This is a genomic window from Arthrobacter senegalensis, assembly GCF_059091765.1.
The window spans coordinates 935291-955940 of record NZ_JBNHGZ010000001.1; the positions used below are offsets into that span (position 1 = coordinate 935291).

Here is a 20650-nt window from a genome sequence, read left to right on the forward strand (position 1 = left end):
CCTGCTGCCTGGCACACCGGTGCTGCGTGCCCACCCATGCAGGCCGGCCCGCCCATGCAGCCCGGCCCACCCGTGCTGCTTGGCCGATCGGTGCGGGCAGCAGCCGGCCCGCACGGCCCGCAGCTGCCGTGCTGCGGGTGCTGCCCGCCGCGCCCCGGTGTGGTGACACAATGTTCGGGTGGCCCTGCACGATTCCCTAATTCCGCTGCTCGGCTCCGGTCCGGAGCCTGAGCAACTGGTGCATGTCCGCGAGCTTCCGGCCCGGGAGGCCGTGGTCGAGCCGTGGCCGGAGTGGGTCCACGGTGATATCCGTGCCGCCTATGCCTCGCTCGGTGTGCACGAGCCGTGGCGCCATCAGGTGCGCGCCGCCGAGGGTGCCCATCAGGGCCGCCATACGATCATTGCCACGGGAACCGCCTCCGGAAAGTCGCTGGCCTACCAGGTGCCGGCCCTGGACGCCATCCACCGGACGGCCCTGGCAGACACCGTGAGCCTCGAGCCGAGCGGCGCCGTCGCCCTGTACCTGGCCCCGACCAAGGCGTTGGCGGCCGACCAGCTGGCGGCGATCAAGGCGCTGAAGCTGCCCACCGTGCGGGCGGAAACCTACGACGGCGACACCGATCCGGGTGCCCGCCGCTGGATTCGGGACCATGCCAACTTCGTGCTGGCCAACCCGGACATGCTGCACTTCGGGATCCTGCCCAACCACGCCTGGTGGGCACGGTTCTTCCGCCGGCTCCGCTTCGTGATCATTGACGAGGCGCACAGTTACCGCGGTGTCTTCGGCTCGAATGTTGCCAATCTCGTGCGGCGGTTGCGCCGCGTCTGCGCCAGTTACGGGGCGGACCCCGTGTTCATCGGCGCTTCCGCCACCTCCGCGGACCCCGCAACCTCCTTCCGTCGGCTGATCGGCGCGGTAGCAGAGGCGGTGACCGAAGACTGCTCGCCGCACGGCTCCACGACCGTAGCGTTCTGGGAGCCCCAGCTCACCGAGCTCAAAGGCGAGAACGGCGCCAAGGAACGGCGCACGGTGGTTGCCGAGACCTCCGATCTGCTGGCCAATCTCGTCGCGGCGCAGGTGCGTACCATCGCCTTCATCAAGTCCCGCCGGGGTGCCGAGACGATTTCCTCCATCACCAAACGGCTGTTGGACGACGTCCACCCCTCGCTGCCCGGGCGGGTGGCTGCCTACCGCTCCGGCTACCTGCCGGAGGAACGCCGCGAGCTGGAAGCCAAGCTCAGGTCGGGGCAGCTGCTGGGCGTCTCGAGCACCTCGGCGCTTGAGCTGGGCATCGATATCTCCGGATTGGACGCCGTCCTGGTCGCGGGCTGGCCGGGCACCCGCGCCTCCTTGTTCCAGCAAATCGGCCGCGCCGGCCGGTCCGGGCAGGACGCGCTGGCTGCCTTCGTGGCCAGCGACGATCCGCTGGACACGTATCTGGTCCACCACCCCGAGGCCGTCTTCGACGTCTCCGTGGAGGCGACCGTTTTCGACCCGTCGAACCCCTATGTCTTGGGGCCACACCTGTGCGCCGCCGCCCAAGAGCTTCCGTTGACGCCCGCGGACATCGGACTGTTCGGCGCCGCGGCTCCGGGCCTGCTCGACCAGCTAACCGCCGACGGCTATCTCCGGCGCCGGCCGGCCGGCTGGTACTGGACCCACCCGGAAAGCGCGGCGGCCATGGTGAATCTGCGGGCCGACGGCGGTGGGCCCATCAGCATTGTCGAATCGGACTCCGGGACGCTGCTCGGGACCATGGACTCCCCGCAGTCGCACTATCAGGCCCATAGCGGCGCCGTGTACGTGCACCAGGGCACGACATACGTCGTGGATGAGCTGAACGAGCAGGACCACTGCGCGATGGTGACCCGGGGAAATCCGGACTACTACACCCAGGCCCGCGACGTCACGCAGATCGAAGTGCTCGGCGCGCAGCGAACCGAGCAGTGGGGCGAAGTCCAGGCCTGTTTCGGCGACGTCAAGGTCACCACAAAAGTCGTCTCCTTCCAGCGCAAGGCGTTCATCTCCAACGAAATCCTGGGCGAAGAGCCCCTGGATCTTCGTGCCAGGGAACTGTTCACCAAGGCCGTCTGGTTCACCATCGGCGAGCAGCAACTAACGTCGGCGGGGTTGGTCGCGGCCCGTGTGCCCGGTGCCCTGCATGCGGCCGAACATGCCGGCATCGGGCTGCTCCCGCTGGTGGCCTCCAGCGACCGGTGGGACATCGGCGGGGTATCGACGGCACTGCATGCCGATACCGGCAAGCCGACCATCTTCGTCTACGACGGGCATCCCGGCGGCGCAGGCTTCGCCGAGCGGGGCTTTGAGGCAGCCAGGATCTGGCTGGCGGCCACCCGGGACGCCATCCGGTCCTGCGAGTGCGAAACGGGCTGCCCCTCCTGTGTGCAGTCCCCCAAATGCGGCAACAAGAACAATCCCTTGGACAAGTCGGGGGCGGTCACGCTGATCGAGGCTCTGCTTTCCCAAGCTGGCCCTGCCCCTGCCGACAGGCACCAGGCCGCCGTCGCCTAACCGAGGGGCACCGACGCCCGTCTGACTCGGCAATCCCTGCACGCGCCAGGTGGGAAACAGCGCTTCGTCCGCGCTGCCGATGGTTATCGCCTTGGGGCTGGCCCACCCCACGCTGTTGATGGCTTACCCGCCCGGTGGTGGCCCCGCACGTGCCCGGCCCTCGGCATGCGTCCACTGTCCGTCAAGCCACCCCAGCAGGTCGGGCAGCCGGGTTCGGGTCCGGACGTCAACCACCACACCGTCGGGTCCGGAACGGTGGCACGCCAGCAGTTCGGCATCCTGCTTGCGTGCCACGTCTGCGGCCACGGTACATGGTTCGCCGGCCAGCAGGCCGCGGGCAGCATCGGCGCCGGCCAAGGCAGCCAGGTCGGCCGCCTTCCCCGCCCGCGCCGAGGCCAAGCCCGCCTGCATCACCGTGACGAGCACCGCGAGCATCAGGCACAGCATGAGCACCAGCCCCACCGACAGCACCGTTCCGGCGCCGTGGTCCGTGCCGTGCGGTCCGGTGACGCCAGCGCCGGCGCCGTCGCCGTGGTCGGTGCTGTCCGGTCCGGCTGTTCCGAAACCGGCACCCGCACCGGGTGGTGCGGCACGGGGCGCCGGCCGTCGCTTAGCCGGCTCCATGTCCTGCGCCTGGCGGAATCACCGGCCCGCCGGTCGGCTCGGCAGGCGCGGTTGCCCGGGCCTCCAGCGTCCAGCCGCCAACCCCGGGCCATGGACCGGATGCCTGAGCCGTGACATGGACCGTAACCCAGCCGCCGCCGCTGCCGGACGCCAACGTTGCGCCGTCCCCGGCGATGGAGCGGACCGTGTGCGCGGCTGCTGTCTCCGGCTCGCCGCGGCCGAGCTGCCGGACCGCCGCCTGTGCGGCCTTCTCCACATTCAGCTGTGCTGCTCCGGCGGCCGCACCGGCCAGCAGGAAAGCCAGCACGACGACGACGGAGGGCAGGACAACGGCGAACTCCGCCGTGACACTGCCGCGCTCGCCGGCGCGCTGGGCGGCCGGGGCACGCCGGCCGGTGCTGGAGCGGGCGGGGCGGCACACAGACATCGGTCAGACCGCCCTCAGCGCCAGCTCCACCAAGTCCGTGAGCATGCCGCGGACTTCGCCGCTTCGCAGGATCAGGACCAAGAGACCGGCGAACGCCACCGCGGCAAGCGTCGCGATGGCATACTCGGCGGTGGCCATTCCGGCTTCGGAGCCGGTCAGGTGCCGCCAGTTTCTCCGGGCGAGCCTGCTCCGACCGCCTGCCGGGAAGTCAATGACATCCGCCAGACTGCCGGGGCCGTCTTGCGCCGCGGGCAGTAGTGCCGCCGCAGGCCGTTGTGCCGCGGCGTTCCCGGTCGGTTCCGCTGATGGGGATGGTTGCCCTGCCGTGGCCCCGGGTGGTTGCGCCGTCGCGGTCGGCTGAGCCGGCGCGGGTGGTTGCGCCGCCGCGGGTGGTTGCGCCGTCGCGAACGGTCTCGCCGTCTTGTCTCCGGGTAGTTGCACTGCAGGGTTCGGCGGCAGCGAACGTGGTGTGCGGTCCCGGATTTCGGCCAGTGACAACATGTTTTCCTCCTGGATGAGACCGCCGGATTGCGGTTATTCGAGCTTCCCCGACCGGGCCAGTGGCCCGGCACTGCTGGCTTGGTCCCGGTGCACACTCCGGGATGGAGCCTGCGCTGTGGAGGAGTGCTTACAGCTTGGGCACGAGGGCGACGAGCACCGGCACGACGCCCAGCGCAATGAAGGCCGGAAGGGCGCACAGCCCCAGCGGAAGTACAAGCCGGGTGCCGAGCGCGGCCGCACGCTGCTGGTCTTCCTGATGCCCGCGCCGCCGCAGCTGGTCGGCTTGGGCAAAGAGCACCGCCGCCGAGGGCGCACCCGTTGCGGCACCGAAGCGCAGGGAGTCGCGCAACATGTGCAGTCCGGAACCGCTCTCTGCGAGCGCCCAGGCCTCCTGCCAGTCCACGCCCAGCAACAACGCCGAGGCGACCTGGTCCAAAGCCGTCTTCGTCGTTCCCTGGCTGGTGGCAGCGAGGGCAGCAACGGCGTGAGGCAAGGGAAGTCCCGCTGCCAGCATCGCGCCCATCAAGTCCAGGTGCAGGGCCGGATCGTCGGGCGCTTCATCCCTGCCGCCACCTTTCCGGGTTCCGCCTGAAACCAGCGGCCGCTGCGCGGGGATGCGGCGGGCGCCGACCAGTCCCGGATACCGCAGCCAGGCAGCAGCAAAGAGCAGTAGACCGGTCAGCACCGGAATCACAGGCCCTCCCTTCCGGCAGCATGGCGCACGAGCTGCCGGGACCAGAAGCGTGCGCCGACCATGAGTGCCGCCCCGGTGACCAGGACCGGCCACCCTGTCGGTGACAGCAGCAGCGTGGCGACGGGGTCGGCACCCATCGCGGCGCCGAGCCCAAGTCCCAGCAGCGGTAGCCACCCGAGCAGGGCCGCGGTGGCCTTGGGTCCCGCCAGCGCGATTCTGCGCGCAGCCCTGGCATCAAGCCGATGCTGCAGGTGCCGCGCATAATTCTCCAGCAGCAGGGACAGTGGTGCCCCGGTCCTCTCGGAAACCTCCCAGCAGGAAGCCAGATCATGCCACATCCGTTGCACGGCGGCGGCCTCGGGTCGTACCCGCCGGCCGTCACGCGGCCCCTGCCTCCGCAGAACCGGTCCTATTCCCAGCCCCAAATCCGCGGCCTGTGCTGCCGCCTCAAGGGTCGGGAGCAACAGCCCCACTTCCCGCGCTGCCGCACCCGACGCCGGCCCTGTTCCATCCCGCCGCCGTGCACCGGGCGCGGACCGGTCGGGCGGTCCCGCCGCCGCGTAGACGGAGAGCATGTCCGGCCAGAGCTGGGCCGGCGTGCGCCCGGCACTCAACAGCGCGGCCAGCTGCCGCACGAAGAGGGGCAGCAGGTCCAATTCGGCGCCGGCGGACCGGCGCCGCGTCCCGCTGCCGGCCAGGGTACGTCTGGGGCCGCGGCGCACCTCCGCCGACCGGGATGCGCGCCTCGGCATCAGCAGCAGGCAGGCGGCCGCACTCAACAGGAATACCGTGAGGCCGGTCATGGGAACAACCGTTCGTGGAGTTCGTCTGAACCGGGCGAGTGTCTGATGCCGGCTCCGTCAGCGGCCAGCGCCGGAATGGTCTGCAAGCCACCCGAGGGATCGCGCCGCAGCAGGCAGATCTCCCGCACGCAGCGCCCTTCCGCGGTCCGGTGCATCGAGATCACCAGGTCCAGTGCGCTCGCGGCCTGAAGTACGACCGCTTCGGCGCTCATCCCGGCGAGCGCGCCCATGGCTGCCAGCCTGGCCGGGACCGCCGCGGCGGAGTTTGCGTGGATGGTGCCGCCGGCTCCGGCGTGGCCGGTGTTCATCGCCGCAAGGAACTCGCGGACCTCGGCGCCCCGGCACTCTCCGACCACCAGCCGGTCCGGCCGCATCCGCAGTGCCTGCCGAACCAGTTCCGCCATGCCGATCGACCCGGTGCCCTCGACGTTGCTGGTCCGGCTCTGCAGGCCCACCACATGCGGATGGTCCGGGTCCAGTTCGGCGGCATCCTCGACCAAGACCATCCGTTCCTGCGGGCCGGCGGCCCCCAACATCGCCGAAAGCAAGGTCGTCTTGCCTGACCCGGTGGCTCCGCAGATCAGGAAGTTCAGGCGCTGCCCGACGACGGCTTCGAGATAGGGCTGCCACTGCGGCGCGGCGGTGAGCAGTTCCGCGAGCGTGAAGCGGCGCGGACGATGGAGCCGGATCGAGAGCAGCGTCCCGCCGGTCGAAACCGGTGGCAGCACGGCATGGACCCGGTAACCCGCAAGGCGCACATCCGCGCACGGGTTCCCGTCGTCGAGCCTGCGCCCGCCGGCTGCTACCAGGCGTACGGCCAGCGCCCGGACCTCGGCGTCGCCGGCGAAAGCGACGGGGGCACGGAGCAGACCGCGTTCGCCGTCGGTCCAGACGTCCTGCGGGCCATTTACCAGGATGTCCGTGGCTCCCGCGTCCGCCAGCGGTTGCAGCGGCCCCAGTCCGCGCAAGTCTGCGGCCAGTGAGTCCACCGCCTGCAGCGTACCGGCCGTTCCCAGCAAACGGCCGCTCGACTGAACGGCTGCTGCCAGTCGGGCCCCCGTCACCGGCGATGGATCGGAGAGCACCGCGCGGCGGAAGGGCTCCAATCCGATGGCGGAGACCGCTGCCGGGGCAGCCCGCCTGCGTCCCGCCCCGTTCATGACCCGCTGCCCTGCCCCGGTGCGGGGTTGAGGCGCGCCAGCAGGCCGGCGCACAACGCGCGGATCCGCCTGTTCGAGGCCAGATCCAGCAGGCGCCCTCCCCGCTGTGCCGCCGGGACCGCGCGCAGGTGCGGCACGTAGCCGCCCAACGGCACCCCCAGCTCGTCGGCGATCAGCTGTTCGTCGGCTCCGGCCGGCAACGGTCCCCGCACCACCAGGTGCAGGTTCGTTCCGGTTTCGGCCGCTGCCGCCGCGGCCGCCGCGGCCCGCAGGGAGCGGCTGTCCGTCCGGGCCAGCAGCACAGTGTCGTTGGCCGGAGGCCCGGTCTGGGGCGGTCTTCTCAGCCGTCCGGTGTCGACAACCACCAAGCCAAAAGCACCTGACGCGGCCGCCATGATCTCCGCCGTCACCTCGTCCTGCGGGGTGCCGTGCAGGGCGGGGTCCCCTGTCCCCGGCCAAGACAGCAGGGAGAATCCGCCGGTCGCCGGCAAGGACGCCGCCAGTTGGACCGGGTTCACCGTTCCCTGCACCGCCGCCAGATCCGGCCAGGTCAGGCCCGGGACGTCGGCGGCACCCAGGGCAGCCGAGAGCCCTCCGCCGAGCGGGTCGTCGTCCACCAAGACCGTGGCCGTTCCCGAGCGGGCAGCCTCCGCGGCCAGCCAGGCGGCCAGAGCAGAGGCCCCTACTCCACCGCTGGCCCCGTGCACGGCAACCACCTTCCCGGCCGTTTCACGCCGCCAGGTCCGGCTCAGGTATTCCGCCAGCCACACCGCGCCCTCGGGCAGCACCGCCACCCGCCCGGCCCCCGTGGAGGCCGCCAGGTCCCAGAGGGCCGGTGCCTCGTCAATGAATCCGACCACGATGATGTCCACGTTGGTCCGCTGCACCCGGTGATGCCCGGCGGTGCCCAGCAGCATCGGGGCGGCCCCACGAGCGGCATCCGGGGCCCCCTGCAATCCGTCGGGGCGTCCGTCGGGGCGCAGTGCCAGCCCGGCCGCCGCCGCGATCCTGGCCACTTCATCCCGCAGCCGGTCGGTGCCGCCGACGAGGACGACGTCCGTCGCTTCCGCTGGTTTCCAGCGGGACCGCTCGGCGGCGGTGTGGTGTCCTGGCATGCCCCGATCTTCGCTGAACTCCCGGCCCGCGCCCGCCACGCCAACTCCGGATGTGGGCCGCCAGGGACGGCTTGGGGCGTGTGGAGGACCGGTCGGTGCAGAATTGAGGTGTGTACATGGTCCTGGCCTCCGCCGCGCGGAACATTTCCGTGCCGGAGGGCACAGAACCCGTCGCTTACCTGCAGCGCACCAACGCGCATGGCACCCCCTCCGGGCCGCCCGTCGTCGTGCCCCAGGGACGACTCGCCTCGACGGTTCGAAGCCTGGACGGCGAGGGACCCCGCTGGGTCTTCGAAGCCACGCGCGCCGCATATCAGCCGCTGCTGGCCGCCGGCACGGGCGTGCACCGCAGCCACGATCTCACGCTCGCCCGCAACATCCTGGCCCTGTCGGTCCACGCCCCGGACACCGGGTATGTCCGCGCGCTGCGGGAGGCGCCGGCCGCGCATCAGGACGAAGAGCTGCCCCGTCAGCTGCCGCCGCCGCAGCAGTCCCCGGACCAGTTCACCCTCTTTGACGAACCACAGCCCGGCGGCACCGAGCTGGAGGACCTCGTGGCCGAGCTGCAGGACCAGTTGGCGGCCGTGGCCGCGTCCGTCCACCGCGGCCGGCTGCAGCTGCTGCTGGCGGCCGAATCGGCAGGCGCCCTGATCGCCACCGAGATGGAGCACGCCGGCGTGCCGTGGCGCGAGGACGTGCACCTGGGCATCCTTGAGGACCAACTGGGGGCACGCCCGCGGGAAGGCCAGCGGCCGGACAAGCTGGAGGAGCTCGCCGTCAGGCTCGGACAGGAGCTGGCCAATCCCACGTTCAACCCCGACTCCCAGCAGCAGCTCATCCGCGCCCTGCACCGGGCCGGCATCGAGGTCAAAACCACCAGCTCCTGGGAATTGAAGCAGCACACCCATCCAGCGATCGAGCCGCTGCTGCAATACCGCAAGCTCGCCCGCCTGTTCACTGCCAATGGCTGGGCCTGGCTGGACGCCTGGGTCCGGGACGGCCGCTTCCGGCCCGAGTACGTGGTGGGCGGCGTGGTCACCGGGCGATGGGCCTCGCGCGGCGGCGGGGCCCTGCAGATACCCGGCCAAATCCGGGACGCCGTCCGCCCTGATCCCGGCCACAAGCTCATCGTCGCGGACGCAGCGCAGCTGGAACCCCGGGTGCTGGCGGTGCTGGCGCAGGACGAGGCCCTGGCAGCGGCCGGCCGTGGCAAGGATCTCTATCAGGGCATTGCCGACGCCGGATTCGGCGGCGACCGTGCCAAGGCGAAGATCGCGATGCTCGGGGCCATGTACGGTGCGACCACCGGCGAGTCCGGCCGGCTGATGCCCCAGCTCACCCGGACGTATCCGCAGGCCATCGCGGTGGTCGAGCGCGCGGCCCGGGCCGGCGAGGCGGGGCAGGTGGTCAGCAGCTACCTGGGCCGCAGCTGCCCTCCGCCGTCGGAACGCTGGCTGGCCTCCCAACGGACCGCCACGGCCGAAGAGCAGCGACGGGCCGATACCCTCGCGCGCAGCCGCGGCCGCTTCACCCGCAACTTCGTGGTGCAGTCCACGGCCGCTGAATGGGCGCTGTGCTGGCTGGCGGAATTACGACGGCGGCTGCGCGCCTGCGCGGCGGAAGGAACCTTCGTGGGGGAAATGGTGTTCTTCCTCCACGACGAGGTCATGCTGCACGTCCGCGAGGACCATGCCCAACTGGCCTGCCGGCTGGTGGAGGAATCCGCAGCTGCCGCCACCCGCCTGGTCTTCGGCGCCATCCCTGTGGCCTTCCCGGTCAGTGTGGCGGTGGTCGATTCCTACGCCGACGCCAAGTAAGGCAGCGCGCCTCCCCCGGCTGGCCACCGGTCCATGACCGTCAGCCGGCCGCAGGGCGCGGACCATGGCCGTCAAGCCCGGCCGGAGGGGCGCGGGGCAGCCGTCTGCCGGTTACAGGGCGGGCGGGGCAGCCGTCAGCCGGCCGCAGGGCGCGGGGCGATCGGTGCCGGGATTTCGCGCGACCTGTCCCAGTCCAACGACCATCCCAGGTCGTCAAACAGGTGACTGAGCAGGATGGCGGTGAAGCCCCAGACCACCACTCCGTGGACCAGGAATGCGGGGCTGCGGAAAACCTGGCCGCCGCGGCGGAGCACCGACATCCGCCGGTTGGCAGGATCCAGCAGGTCGGCTACCGGCACACGGAAGACCTGCGCCGACTCGGCAAAGTCGACCACGTCGACCGGCGAGGGAGCAACCCACCAGGCCAAGACCGGCGTCACCAAAAAGTTGCTGACCGACAGCGGGATATCCGGCAGGACACCCAATACTTCGACGCCGGCCGCGTCCAGGCCTGTCTCCTCGACCGCTTCGCGGACCGCCGCGGCGGCGGGTCCGTCGTCGTCGGGGTCGATGCGGCCGCCCGGAAACGCCACCTGCCCGGGATGCGAGGAGAGGCCCGCGGCGCGTTCCACGAAGAGCAGGTCAAGGTCATCCGGGACGGCCGAATCGTGGAAGTGGGCCGGTGCGTCGTCCAGGGCGCCGAAGAGCAGGAGCACCGCGGCCGGGCGCGCCGTCCCCTGGTCAAGCGCGACGTCGTACCAGCGCTCCCGTTCGCGGACGGAGAGCCGCTGGTCCATCGGCAGCTCCACCAGCCGCTGCAGGTCCTGCTTGGCGCTCATCGTCAGGCTCCCAGCGGAAAGCCCGCTGCGCGAAGCTCCCGCCTCGTCTCCCCGGCCATCATCCGGGCCAGCAGTTCTTCGCGTCCCGGCGCGAGTTCGTACTTCAGCAGTTTCCGCGCCTTCTCCGGGTCCACCTCTCCCTCGCCGTAGGACGGGCACCATTGGGCGACGGGACAGGCGCCGCACGCCGGCTTCCGGGCGTGGCACACACGGCGGCCGTGAAAAACAACACGGTGCGAGAGCATGGTCCAGTCCTTGGGCTCGAACAGCTCCGCAACATCAAATTCCACCTTGACCGCGTCGGTCGACCCGGTCCACCCAAAGCGGCGGGACAACCTGAGGAAATGCGTATCCACGGTGATTCCCGGGATCCCAAACGCATTGCCCAGCACCACATTCGCCGTCTTTCGGCCGACGCCGGCGAGCTTGACCAGGTCGTCCAGGTTTCCCGGGACCTCGCCGTCGAATTCGTCGACGATCTGGTTGGCCATCTTCAGCAGGCTCTGGGACTTGGCCCGGAAAAAGCCCGTGGGCTTGATCAGCTCCTGCAGTTCGGCCTCATCGGCTGCTGCGAGGGCGCGGGCGTCCGGGTAGCGCTGGAAGAGCACCGGAGTGGTCATGTTGACCCGGACGTCGGTGGTCTGCGCGGAGAGGATGGTCGCCACGAGCAGCTCGAAGGGGTTGGAGAAATCCAGTTCCGCCACGGCATACGGGTAGTGTTCGGCGAGCTCCTTGTTGATCCGCCGGGCGCGGCGTTTGCGCGCCAGAAGGGACTCTTCGGTCTTGCGCCGGCGGGTGGCCGGCGCCCGATCAGGCACGCTCAATGTTCGTCAGGTCCCTCAACACGCCCACCCGGCCGTCCGTGTGCTGCACCAGGAATTCGTCGCCGCGGTCCTGCAGCGCCAGGATCCACGACCCGGGCTCCACCGTGAACATGGCCTGGCCGGTGTTCTCGTCCAGCACCGGACGGGTGCGCCCGACTGCGAACCAAAAGGCCTCGTATTCCCCTTCGGCTTCCTCGTCCTCGTAGTGTTCCCTGGTGGCGCTGATGGGAGCAGACGCCGAGGCAGCGTCGGCGCCGGCGCGAGCGGTGACCTTCTCCCCGACCGACGGCATGGCCGTGGTGGCTGCCGTCGTCGTCTGGTCGGCGGGTGTGGCGGCACTGGCTCCGGCCCCGGTCGGCTTGGCGGCTGCACCGCCGACGGCCGCACCGGCGGCCGGTTCGGCGGCTGCACCACCGACGGGCCCGCCGGCGGGAACGGCCGACTCGTCCTGCCGTTCGGCTGCGCCATGCTCGCCTGTACCGCCGGCAAGATCCACGGTTCCGGTGCGGCCCGTTGTGGCAGGCTCCCGGGATTGCCGGCCGCCGGCGGACGCGGCAGACCCGCCCACCACCGTTCCGGCGGAGTAGCCGACGTCCGTGGCCACGCCGCTCGCCGAGGACGCGGCGGCGCGCGCCGTTGCGGATCCGCTCGCATCGGCGGTCACGGGGATGCCGACGGCCTCACCGTCTGCCGCCCCCGGCGACAGGGAATCGTCCGGTTCAAGGTCCTCGGCCCGCTGCGTGCTGATCGGGCTGGCGTCGGTGTCCCGTCCCGACGCGATCGTCGCGGTGCCGGTGCCGGTGCCGTGTTCCGGCGAGTTCATGGCGTGGGCGGCCGCGGCGGCGCCTGCCACTCCGGCCGCTCCCTTACCCGAGGGTGCAGCGAACTGCCCGGTGGAAGGTTGTTGCGCTCCGGCGTAGTGTGCGCCGGACGGAGCAGGTGCTGCGGAACCGGCGGGGACCCCTGCGCCGCGTGCTTCCGCCGCCTCGTCAATCCGGACGGCACCTGCCCTGGCCGTTCCCTGGCGGGCGGCTCCGCTGTGGCCGGCCGGTTGTCCGACCCCCGTCTGGTTCGCGCCGGGCTGGTTCGCGCCGGGCTGCCCGGTGGCGGGCTTGGGTTGCTTCGGCCGGGGTGCAGCCGGAACAGCGTCGCGCGCCACGGGGTGGGCGACGGCCTCGGGACGGCCGGCGAAATCGACGGCAAGCTGCGGAATCCAGCGCGCGCAAACGGTTCCCGCAAAGAGCACCACCGCGCCGATGAATCCGATGACTCCGCTAACGCTGAAGACGGTAACGATCGTCAGGAAGTAGAACGCCAGCGCCAGCGAAGCGACCACCGAGGCGAATTGGTCGACCGACAAAGAGCCCACCCGCAGCGGCGTCTGCGGGGCCAGCCGCCGCACGACAAACAGGACCAAGACCACCGCCGGAAGCAGGATGCCCAGCCCCAGTTGGAACAGGCCCCCCGAATTCCATAGGTTCACGCCGATGCCCTGGAGAACTTGCAGGGGCATCACGGACGAGAGGAAGAGCAGGACGATGCCGGCGCCCACCACCATGTCTCGCACGGTGAACGGGCCGGCCACCGCAGTTCCTGCCGTGCCGTGGGTCTGGGAGCTCTGGGACATCTTCGATCCTCCGGTCGTTTACGGTTGCAGCGCGGGCCGGGCCCGCCGTGGGTCGTTGCGGGTTGCACCGCGGGCTTGGGCCGCCGCGCAACCTTCTGGCGCTGGTCTCAGCGTAGTCAAGGAACCCACCCTTCACTAGCCGGATTCCCGCGGGCGACGGCGCCACCGGGTGCCGTTCACCGCAGATTCACCTCCATTTACATCGTGCAGTGTGACGCTCAACACCGCCGACGGCGCACAAAGGATTAGGCTGGCAAGCAGCAGGTGCGCCCGGCTGACAAGCCGGGGGCACGCCAATGACCCAGCACGACGAAGGGGCCCCCACATGTCTGAAGCCAACGGAACGCAGTCGACCGCCGCCACCGGCGACGCCCTGGAAAACCTGCTCCACGAGAAGCGTAGATTTGCGCCCAGCGCTGAATTCGCCGCCGCAGCCGTAGCCAAACAGGACGTTTACGCGGACGCAGAGGCGGACCGCCCGGCTTTTTGGGCCAAGCAGGCCCGCGAGGTCCTCTCGTGGGACACGGACTTCAGCCAGGCGCTGGACTGGTCGGACGCCCCGTTTGCCAAGTGGTTCGTCGGCGGCGAGCTGAACGCGGCCTACAACGCTTTGGACCGGCATGTGGAGAACGGGCTGGGCGACCGGGTGGCGATCCACTTCGAAGGCGAGCCCGGCGACACCCGCACGTACACCTACGCGCAGTTGACCGAAGAGGTGAAGAAGGCCGCCAACGCCTTCGAGTCCCTCGGCGTGGCCAAGGGCGACCGGGTCGCCGTCTACCTGCCGATGATCCCGGAAGCGGTAATCACCATGCTGGCCTGCGCCCGGATCGGTGCCGTGCACTCGGTGGTGTTCGGCGGCTTCTCCGCCGACGCGCTGCGCTCCCGCGTCGACGACGCCGAAGCGAAGCTGGTGGTCACCGCCGACGGCACCTGGCGCCGCGGCAAGCCGTCGCCGCTGAAGCCCGCCGTGGACGAGGCCCTCTCCGCCCCCGGCCACACGGTGACCAAGGTGGTGGTGGTCAAGCGCAACGGCGAACCCGTCGACTGGCAGCAGGGCCGCGATGTGTGGTGGGCGGACACGGTGGAGGCCGCGTCGGCGGAGCACACGCCCGTGCCGCACGACGCCGAGCACCCGCTGTTCATCCTCTACACCTCCGGCACGACCGGGAAACCCAAGGGCATCCTCCACACCACCGGCGGCTACCTGACGCAGTGCGCCTACACGCACAAGGTGGTGTTCGACCTGAAGCCGGAGACGGACGTGTTCTGGTGCACCGCGGACATCGGCTGGGTCACGGGCCACTCCTACGTCACCTACGCTCCGCTGATCAACGGCGCCACCCAGGTGATGTACGAGGGCACCCCCGATTCCCCGCACCAGGGCCGTTGGTGGGAGATCGTGGAAAAGTACAAGGTCTCCATCCTCTACACCGCCCCGACGGCGATCCGCACCATGATGAAGTGGGGCGAGGAGATCCCGGCCAAGTACGACCTGTCCTCCATCCGGGTGCTCGGTTCGGTCGGCGAACCCATCAACCCGGAGGCCTGGATGTGGTACCGCCGGGTCATCGGCGGCGATAAGGCCCCGATTGTGGACACTTGGTGGCAGACCGAAACCGGTGCGCACATGATCGCCCCGCTGCCCGGAATCACCGCCGCCAAGCCCGGTTCCGCGCAGGTGGCGATCCCCGGCATCGCCGTCGACGTCGTGGACGAACTTGGCGACTCCGTCCCGGACGGCCACGGCGGCTACCTGGTGATCCGCGAGCCGTGGCCGGCCATGCTGCGCGGCATCTGGGGCGACCCGGAACGGTTCAAGGAAACCTACTGGTCCCGCTTCGAGAACATGTACTTCGCCGGCGACGGCGCCAAGAAGGACGAGGACGGCGACATCTGGCTGCTTGGCCGGGTCGACGACGTCATGAACGTCTCCGGCCACCGCCTCTCCACCACCGAAATCGAGTCGGCGCTGGTCTCCCATCCCGCCGTCGCGGAGGCCGCCGTCGTCGGCGCCAAGGACGAAACAACCGGCGAGGCTGTCGTGGCGTTCGTCATCCTGCGAGGCGGCGCGGCGGAAGACCCGGACATCGTCGCCACGCTCCGCGCCCACGTGGGCAAGGAGATCGGCCCGATTGCCAAGCCGCGCACCATCCTGGTGGTGCCGGAACTTCCCAAGACCCGCTCCGGCAAGATCATGCGCCGCCTGCTCAAGGACGTGGCCGAAGGACGCGAGGTCGGCGACGCCACCACCCTGGCGGACAACACCGTCATGCAGCAGATCGCGACCTCGCTGAAGGCCTGACGCCCGGACAGTCGGCTGAATGCCGTGGCCCTCCCGCCCCTGGCGGCGGGCGGGCCACGGCATCACACCGCGAGGCCAGGACGCCCCGCTGGAACAGGTCAGCTCCCCCGAGACGCGATTGAGGCATAGTAAAAGGCATGACTGCAGATATCCCCGGCACCCGCCGCGTCCTGATCCTCAACGGCCCCAACCTGAACCTGCTGGGCACGCGGGAACCGGACGTCTACGGCACCGCCACGCTGGCCGACGTCGAGCGGCTCGCCACCGACGCCGCGGCCGCCCGCGGCTGGACCGCCGAGTGCGTGCAGTCCAATCATGAAGGGGAGCTGATCGACGCGGTCCACGCCGCCCGAGGCACGGCCGATGCGATCGTCATCAATCCCGGCGGCTACAGCCACACGTCCGTGGCACTGCGCGACGCCCTCTCCGGCGTGGCCCTCCCGGTGGTCGAAGTTCACATCAGCAACATCCACCGGCGAGAAGAGTTCCGCCACCACTCCTACATCTCCGGCATCGCGGACGCCGTCATCGCCGGCGCGGGCATCACCGGCTACCGGCTGGCGGTCGAATACCTCGCCGAGGCCCTGTAGCGGAGCGGCCGCGGCGACGATGGGTGGACAGCGAGGGGACACCGCCGGCTGGTACCGGAACTTCGGCGTGCACGAGGCCGCAGGCCAGTCCCCGGTGTACGTCGAATGGGCCCTGGGCATCAGCGACGATCCCGAGGTCCTGGCGCTGATCGACGCCCTGCCCGCGTCGAAGCGCCAGCCCAACCTGATCCTGGCGGCCTCCCGCTCCCTTGGCGCCGGCGCGACGGAGTACGCGGGCTTCCGCGACTTCCTGCTGTCGCGGTGGGACGCGGTCCGGGAGGTGGCACTGGCGCGCACCACGCAGACGAATGAACCCGGCCGCTGCGCCGTTTTCCTGCCGTCCCTGGCGGCCATCGCCGCCTCCGAAGCCAAGCCGCTGGCGCTGATCGAGGTGGGCGCCTCGGCGGGGCTGTTGCTCTATCCCGACCTGTACCGCTACCAGTACGACGGCGGTGCGGTCCTCGCGCCGCGGTCCTCGCCTGCCGCCCGGGCCGGGGCGGAAACGGCGCCCTCCGGGGCTGCGGCGGAATCGGCGTCCGCGGGGGCCGGGGCGGAAGCCGCGCCCGCCGGCGGTGAAGCTCAGCCGCCGCTGCTGGAATGCTCCACCTCCGGCCGGCCGCCGCTGCCCGAGTCGCTGCCCGAAGTCCGCTGGCGCGCCGGAATCGACCTGAATCCGCTGGACCTTAACGATGCCGACGACGTCGCCTGGCTCGAGGCCCTGATCTGGCCGGGGCAGGAGTTCCGCATCCGTCGGCTGCACCAGGCCATCGAGGTTGCCCGCCGCACACCGGCCCGGCTGGTGGCCGGCGACCTGACCGAGCAGCTGCCGGCACTGGTGGCCCAGGCGCCCGGGGATGCCGCCGTCGTCGTCTTCCATTCGGCAGTGCTGGCCTACCTGCCCGAGCCGGACCGTCGGCGGTTCCGCACCCTGGTGGAGGGGCTCATCCGTGAGCGGGGCGTGCACTGGCTCGCGCACGAAGGTCCCGGCGTGATGCCGCTGCCGGCTGGTGACTCCAACATTCCCGGCCTGGACGACCGGACCCGCCGGGGCCGTTTCCTGCTTTCGCACAACGGGCGCCCGGTGGCGGTCAGCGGCCCGCACGGCCAGTTTCTGGACTGGCTACCGCAGGAGAGCCGCTAGCGGGTCACGCATTGGCCGGCGGAGATCGTCTCCTGATAGCCGAGGGCTGCGTCGACGACCGGCTGGACCTCCGCCAGGGTCAGGGCGTAGCCCACCGGCACGTCCTCCGTGGACTTGGCGAACACCACGCCGGCCACGTTTCCGTCCGCATCAAGCAAAGGTCCGCCGGAATTGCCCTGCTGCACGTTCGCCGCCAGTGTGTAGACCTCGAGCGACGACGGGTCCGCACCGTAAATGTTCTGAACCAGCACCTGCGAACGGCCCTGCACGGTGGCCGGCTTGCTCTGGAAGGGACCGCCGGCCGGGTAGCCCTGGAACGCCGCCAGGTCGCCTTCGGACAGTTCGCCCGCCAGCGGCAGCGGCCGCACGTCCAACCCGTCCACGGCCAGGACGGCCAGGTCGCGCACCGGGTCGAAGAACACGACCCGTCCGGGCAGCACCCGGCCGTCGGGGATCTCCACCACCGGTTCGTTGACGCCGGCCACCACGTGGGCGTTGGTCAGCACGCGGTCCGGGGCCACCGCAAAGCCGGACCCGGTCTGGTTCTGCCCGCATTGGAAGGCCGTCCCCGCGATCCGCAGCACGGAGGCCGCCGCCTCGTTCAGGGCCGCGGTATCGGTGCTGGCATCGGGAACCGGCGCCGACTCCTGCGGCGCCTGCGGGTCGAGGACCAGCGGGATGCCGTCCGCAACAACGATCGAGCGCACCTGCGCCGCCCACGCCTTCACCGGATCCGGGGTGAGGTTTTCGATCGACGCGATCACCTTGGACGCGGCTATCTGCTGCGAGATGAACGGCACGCCCATGGTGCCCAGGCTGAACGCCAGCATGGAGATCACCAGCGCGGTCACGGCGAGATTCATCAAGCCGCCCAGCAGCCGGTCCAGCGGCCGCAGCGGCGGGAAGTCCATCCGGCGCCGGATGGCTGCGCCGATACCCGTTCCCAGGGCGTGCCCGAGCACCACGAGCAACATGGCCACGGCAATGGCTGCGGTCAGCCGCCAGGCGCTGTCGGGGACCCATTCACTGACCAGGGGGATGGCGAAGAAAGCTGCCACCGCTCCCAGGGCGATGCCGGCGATGCCGCCGAGGGTGAGCAGGAACCCCTTGCGCAGACCTGAGACCAGGTACGCCAAGAGGATCAGCAGCAGGACAACGTCCAGGATGGTCAGGCCGAAAATCACTCATTCTCCGTTGCGGTGGGATGTGCATCAGTCTAGGCGGTCCGCCCGCGGGAATTATTAACCGCCGTTACGGGTTGTCACCTCCGGCAGCCCGTGCCGGTGCTCGATGCCGCGCTTTCCTCCTCTGGGAGCGAAAAGCCTTGTGGAAGATGTCACACGGGCTTTACATACGGCAAAATGGAGAACAGTGCCCCCACGGGAGAGCAGCTTGAACCCCAGCCGAACAGTACTAACTTGGAGAATTCATGGACGTAGAGATCCTTCGCCGCGCACCTCTTTTTGCCACTCTTGACGACGACGTTTTCGCCGCGCTGACCGACGAGCTGACCGAGGTCGACTTGTCCCGCGGCGCATCGGTGTTCCGCGAAGGTGACCAGGGCGACCAGCTCTACTTCATCGTCTCCGGCAAGATCAAGCTGGGCCGCACCGCTGCCGACGGCCGCGAGAACCTGGTGGCCATCCTCGGCCCGGGCGAGCTCTTCGGTGAGATGGCCCTCTTCGACCCGAGCCCGCGCAGCACCTCGGCGACCGCCGTCTCCGAGACCCGCCTCGCCGGGCTGAAGAACGAGAACCTGCGTGGTTTGCTGGAGACCCGCCCCGAGGTGTCGGCGCAGCTGCTGCAGGCTTTGGCCCGCCGCCTCCGCCGCACCAATGACTCACTGGCCGACCTGGTCTTCTCCGACGTTCCGGGCCGCGTAGCCAAGGCCCTGCTGGACCTGGCCGACCGCTTCGGCCGCCCCGCCACGGACGGCATCCTGGTGGCACACGAACTGACGCAGGAAGAACTGGCCCAGCTGGTCGGCGCCTCCCGCGAAACCGTCAACAAGGCGCTGGCCGAGTTCGTTCAGCGCGGCTGGCTGCGCCTGGAAGCTCGCGCGGTAGTCATCCTGGACATCCAGCGGCTGCGCCAGCGTTCGCGCTGATTTTCGCCACAAAAGTACGACGGCGGGGGCTCACCGATGGTGGGCCCCCGCCGTCGTCGTGGCTTGAGATGGTGGGTGCCGTCGGCCGTCCGGCACGGGCCGTCGGGCTGGGGTCCCTGTTGGCGGAGCGGCTCAGCGTCCCCGCGGGGCGGCACCGCCTTCGGTGGCCGCGTTGGCCGCGACCTGCAGCATGGGCACACCGTCGATCTGGATCAGTTCCGGGTGGTAGAGCCGCTGCGGGCGCTTGTGCGAGAGGTAGGCGATGCAGCCGCGGGCGCCGGCGATCTTTTCCACGATGATTTCCACCGCGGGCGAGGTCACCTCGCTGAACGTCAACCCGCGGGTGTCGGGCTGGTCCACCAGATCGCCCAGTGTCGTGGTCGTCCGCCCCGCCACCAACTCCTGCGCCGGCAGCCAGGAGGCCCACACGCCCTTGCTTTCCAGCAGGGACGGCCGCTGGTTGGCCGGCTGGGCCGCAGCGAAGTAGCGCGTGTCAAAGCGGCGATGGGCAAAATCGGGGCTGAGCCAGTGGGCCACGGGTTTGAGCAAGTCGGTGCGGACGCCGAGTCCGCGCTTGCCGAGCGCTTCGCCGAAGGACACCTCCTGGGCGGCGACGGCCTCGCGGGTCCGCATCCAGTCGGCGCCGGAGGTGGACTCCGGCAGGGTGGATTCATCCGGACCGGCCAGCAACACGCCGGTTTCCTCGAACAGCTCGCGGATGGCCCCCACGACGTGGGCGTGGGCCAGGCGGTGGTCGTCCAGCCCGAGCATCTCGGCCCATTTGCTCGGCGAGGGGCCGTACCAGGTCGCCGGGTCGCCGTCGCTCTCCTCCACGCTGCCGCCGGGAAAGGCCACCGTGCCCAGCGGAGAGGAGCCCGACCGGTAGCCGAGGTACGTTTCCGTGCCGGCCGCGCCGTCCCGAACGAGGACGACCGAGGAGGCCATCCGGGGCTTGCGCGGCGTACGTTCCCCGTGGTGGAACCAGCTGTGGGCCGCGCCCAGCTGGTCCGGTACCACGGGGAAGAGCCGCTGCTCCTCGCGCAGCGGACTAGCTGAATTCGGCAATCAGTTCTACCTCGACCGGCGAATCCAGCGGCAGCACGGCCACGCCGACGGCGGACCGGGCATGCGCGCCGGCCTCGCCGAGGACCTGCCCCAGCAGCTCGGAGGCGCCGTTGATCACACCCGGCTGGCCGGTGAATGCCGGATCGGAGGCCACGAAACCGACGACCTTGACCACCCGGGTGATCCGGTCCAGGTCACCGATGACGCTCTTGACCGCTGCCAGGGCATTCACGGCGGCCGTCGCGGCGAGGTTTTTCGCCTCGTCGGCACTGACTAGGCCGGCACCGTCGCCCACCTTGCCGGCGGCCGGAAGTTCGCCGTTGACGAACGGCAGTTGCCCGGAGGTGTACACATAATTACCGGAGACGACCGCCGGGACGTAGGCGGCCACCGGAGCTGCCACGTCCGGCAGGGACAGTCCCAAGCCGGCCAGCCGCTCTTCGACGGTGGACTTCCGGGCTTCAGTGGTTTCCGTCAT

Annotated in this window: 19 protein-coding genes; 6 read left to right on the top strand and 13 right to left on the bottom strand. The window is 70.3% G+C overall.

The window, feature by feature from the left end; genetic code table 11:
• Positions 1 to 178: 178 nt before the first annotated feature.
• Positions 179 to 2533 (top strand): DEAD/DEAH box helicase, encoded by a 2355-nt coding sequence (locus tag AC5RVG_RS04395; RefSeq protein WP_494012840.1) that lies wholly within the window; start codon positions 179 to 181, stop codon positions 2531 to 2533.
• Positions 2534 to 2656: 123 nt separating this feature from the next.
• Here the strand turns inward: AC5RVG_RS04395 and AC5RVG_RS04400 are convergent, their stop codons facing one another.
• The 7 genes from AC5RVG_RS04400 to ssd all read right to left on the bottom strand — a co-directional run bounded on the left by AC5RVG_RS04400 (position 2657) and on the right by ssd (position 7857).
• Positions 2657 to 3157: an Rv3654c family TadE-like protein gene (locus tag AC5RVG_RS04400; protein WP_494012841.1), complete on the bottom strand. Its 501-nt coding sequence runs from the start codon at positions 3155 to 3157 to the stop codon at positions 2657 to 2659.
• Positions 3144 to 3584, bottom strand: coding sequence for a TadE family type IV pilus minor pilin (locus AC5RVG_RS04405; RefSeq protein WP_494012842.1), 441 nt, complete (start codon positions 3582 to 3584; stop codon positions 3144 to 3146). Before AC5RVG_RS04405 ends, AC5RVG_RS04400 begins: the two co-directional genes overlap by 14 nt.
• Positions 3585 to 3587: 3 nt before the next feature.
• Positions 3588 to 4085: a DUF4244 domain-containing protein gene (locus AC5RVG_RS04410; protein WP_494012843.1), complete on the bottom strand. Its 498-nt coding sequence runs from the start codon at positions 4083 to 4085 to the stop codon at positions 3588 to 3590.
• 127 nt (positions 4086 to 4212) lie between these two features.
• Entirely contained in the window at positions 4213 to 4779 is a 567-nt protein-coding gene (locus tag AC5RVG_RS04415) for a type II secretion system F family protein (protein WP_494012844.1), read from the bottom strand.
• Positions 4776 to 5582, bottom strand: coding sequence for a hypothetical protein (locus tag AC5RVG_RS04420; RefSeq protein WP_494012845.1), 807 nt, complete (start codon positions 5580 to 5582; stop codon positions 4776 to 4778). The genes AC5RVG_RS04415 and AC5RVG_RS04420 overlap by 4 nt, the downstream gene beginning before the upstream one ends.
• Entirely contained in the window at positions 5579 to 6742 is a 1164-nt protein-coding gene (locus AC5RVG_RS04425; protein WP_494012846.1) for a TadA family conjugal transfer-associated ATPase, read from the bottom strand. The genes AC5RVG_RS04420 and AC5RVG_RS04425 overlap by 4 nt, the downstream gene beginning before the upstream one ends.
• Entirely contained in the window at positions 6739 to 7857 is a 1119-nt protein-coding gene (gene ssd / locus AC5RVG_RS04430; RefSeq protein WP_494012847.1) for a septum site-determining protein Ssd, read from the bottom strand. Before ssd ends, AC5RVG_RS04425 begins: the two co-directional genes overlap by 4 nt.
• Before the next feature lie 116 nt (positions 7858 to 7973).
• On the opposite strand from ssd, the gene AC5RVG_RS04435 reads away from it, so the two are divergent.
• A complete protein-coding gene (locus tag AC5RVG_RS04435; RefSeq protein ID WP_494013008.1) occupies positions 7974 to 9674 on the top strand; it encodes a bifunctional 3'-5' exonuclease/DNA polymerase in 1701 nt (566 codons plus the stop codon).
• 134 nt (positions 9675 to 9808) lie between these two features.
• Here AC5RVG_RS04435 and AC5RVG_RS04440 read toward each other — a convergent pair whose 3' ends face one another.
• From AC5RVG_RS04440 to AC5RVG_RS04450, 3 genes are read right to left on the bottom strand one after another with little or no spacing between them, the layout of a single operon-like run.
• Complete coding sequence (locus tag AC5RVG_RS04440) at positions 9809 to 10513, bottom strand: NUDIX hydrolase (protein WP_494012848.1); 705 nt, start codon at positions 10511 to 10513, stop codon at positions 9809 to 9811.
• 2 nt (positions 10514 to 10515) lie between these two features.
• A complete protein-coding gene (gene nth / locus AC5RVG_RS04445; protein ID WP_494000656.1) occupies positions 10516 to 11337 on the bottom strand; it encodes an endonuclease III in 822 nt (273 codons plus the stop codon).
• Positions 11324 to 12964, bottom strand: coding sequence for a hypothetical protein (locus AC5RVG_RS04450; RefSeq protein ID WP_494012849.1), 1641 nt, complete (start codon positions 12962 to 12964; stop codon positions 11324 to 11326). The genes nth and AC5RVG_RS04450 overlap by 14 nt, the downstream gene beginning before the upstream one ends.
• A 325-nt stretch (positions 12965 to 13289) precedes the next feature.
• Between AC5RVG_RS04450 and acs the strand changes: the two genes are divergently transcribed.
• The 3 genes from acs to AC5RVG_RS04465 all read left to right on the top strand — a co-directional run bounded on the left by acs (position 13290) and on the right by AC5RVG_RS04465 (position 17000).
• Entirely contained in the window at positions 13290 to 15269 is a 1980-nt protein-coding gene (acs, locus tag AC5RVG_RS04455; RefSeq protein ID WP_494012850.1) for an acetate--CoA ligase, read from the top strand.
• A 137-nt stretch (positions 15270 to 15406) separates the two neighbouring features.
• On the top strand, positions 15407 to 15859 hold the full coding sequence (aroQ, locus tag AC5RVG_RS04460) for a type II 3-dehydroquinate dehydratase (RefSeq protein WP_494012851.1): 453 nt from the start codon (positions 15407 to 15409) through the stop codon (positions 15857 to 15859).
• 19 nt (positions 15860 to 15878) lie between these two features.
• Positions 15879 to 17000 (top strand): DUF2332 domain-containing protein, encoded by a 1122-nt coding sequence (locus tag AC5RVG_RS04465; protein ID WP_494012852.1) that lies wholly within the window; start codon positions 15879 to 15881, stop codon positions 16998 to 17000.
• Here the strand turns inward: AC5RVG_RS04465 and AC5RVG_RS04470 are convergent.
• Positions 16997 to 18181: a MarP family serine protease gene (locus AC5RVG_RS04470; protein ID WP_494013009.1), complete on the bottom strand. Its 1185-nt coding sequence runs from the start codon at positions 18179 to 18181 to the stop codon at positions 16997 to 16999. The genes AC5RVG_RS04465 and AC5RVG_RS04470 overlap by 4 nt on opposite strands.
• Positions 18182 to 18429: 248 nt before the next feature.
• Between AC5RVG_RS04470 and AC5RVG_RS04475 the strand changes: the two genes are divergently transcribed.
• The gene (locus AC5RVG_RS04475; protein WP_493966729.1) at positions 18430 to 19107 is read left to right on the top strand and encodes a Crp/Fnr family transcriptional regulator; all 678 of its coding nucleotides are present in this window, start codon (positions 18430 to 18432) and stop codon (positions 19105 to 19107) included.
• Positions 19108 to 19239: 132 nt separating this feature from the next.
• Here the strand turns inward: AC5RVG_RS04475 and AC5RVG_RS04480 are convergent, their stop codons facing one another.
• Together AC5RVG_RS04480 and AC5RVG_RS04485 are read right to left on the bottom strand one after the other, a co-directional pair.
• Positions 19240 to 20172 carry an NUDIX hydrolase gene (locus AC5RVG_RS04480; RefSeq protein ID WP_494012853.1) on the bottom strand — a complete coding sequence of 311 codons (933 nt, stop codon included), beginning with the start codon at positions 20170 to 20172 and terminating at the stop codon, positions 19240 to 19242.
• Positions 20156 to 20650 (bottom strand): RidA family protein, encoded by a 495-nt coding sequence (locus AC5RVG_RS04485; RefSeq protein ID WP_494012854.1) that lies wholly within the window; start codon positions 20648 to 20650, stop codon positions 20156 to 20158. The genes AC5RVG_RS04480 and AC5RVG_RS04485 overlap by 17 nt, the downstream gene beginning before the upstream one ends.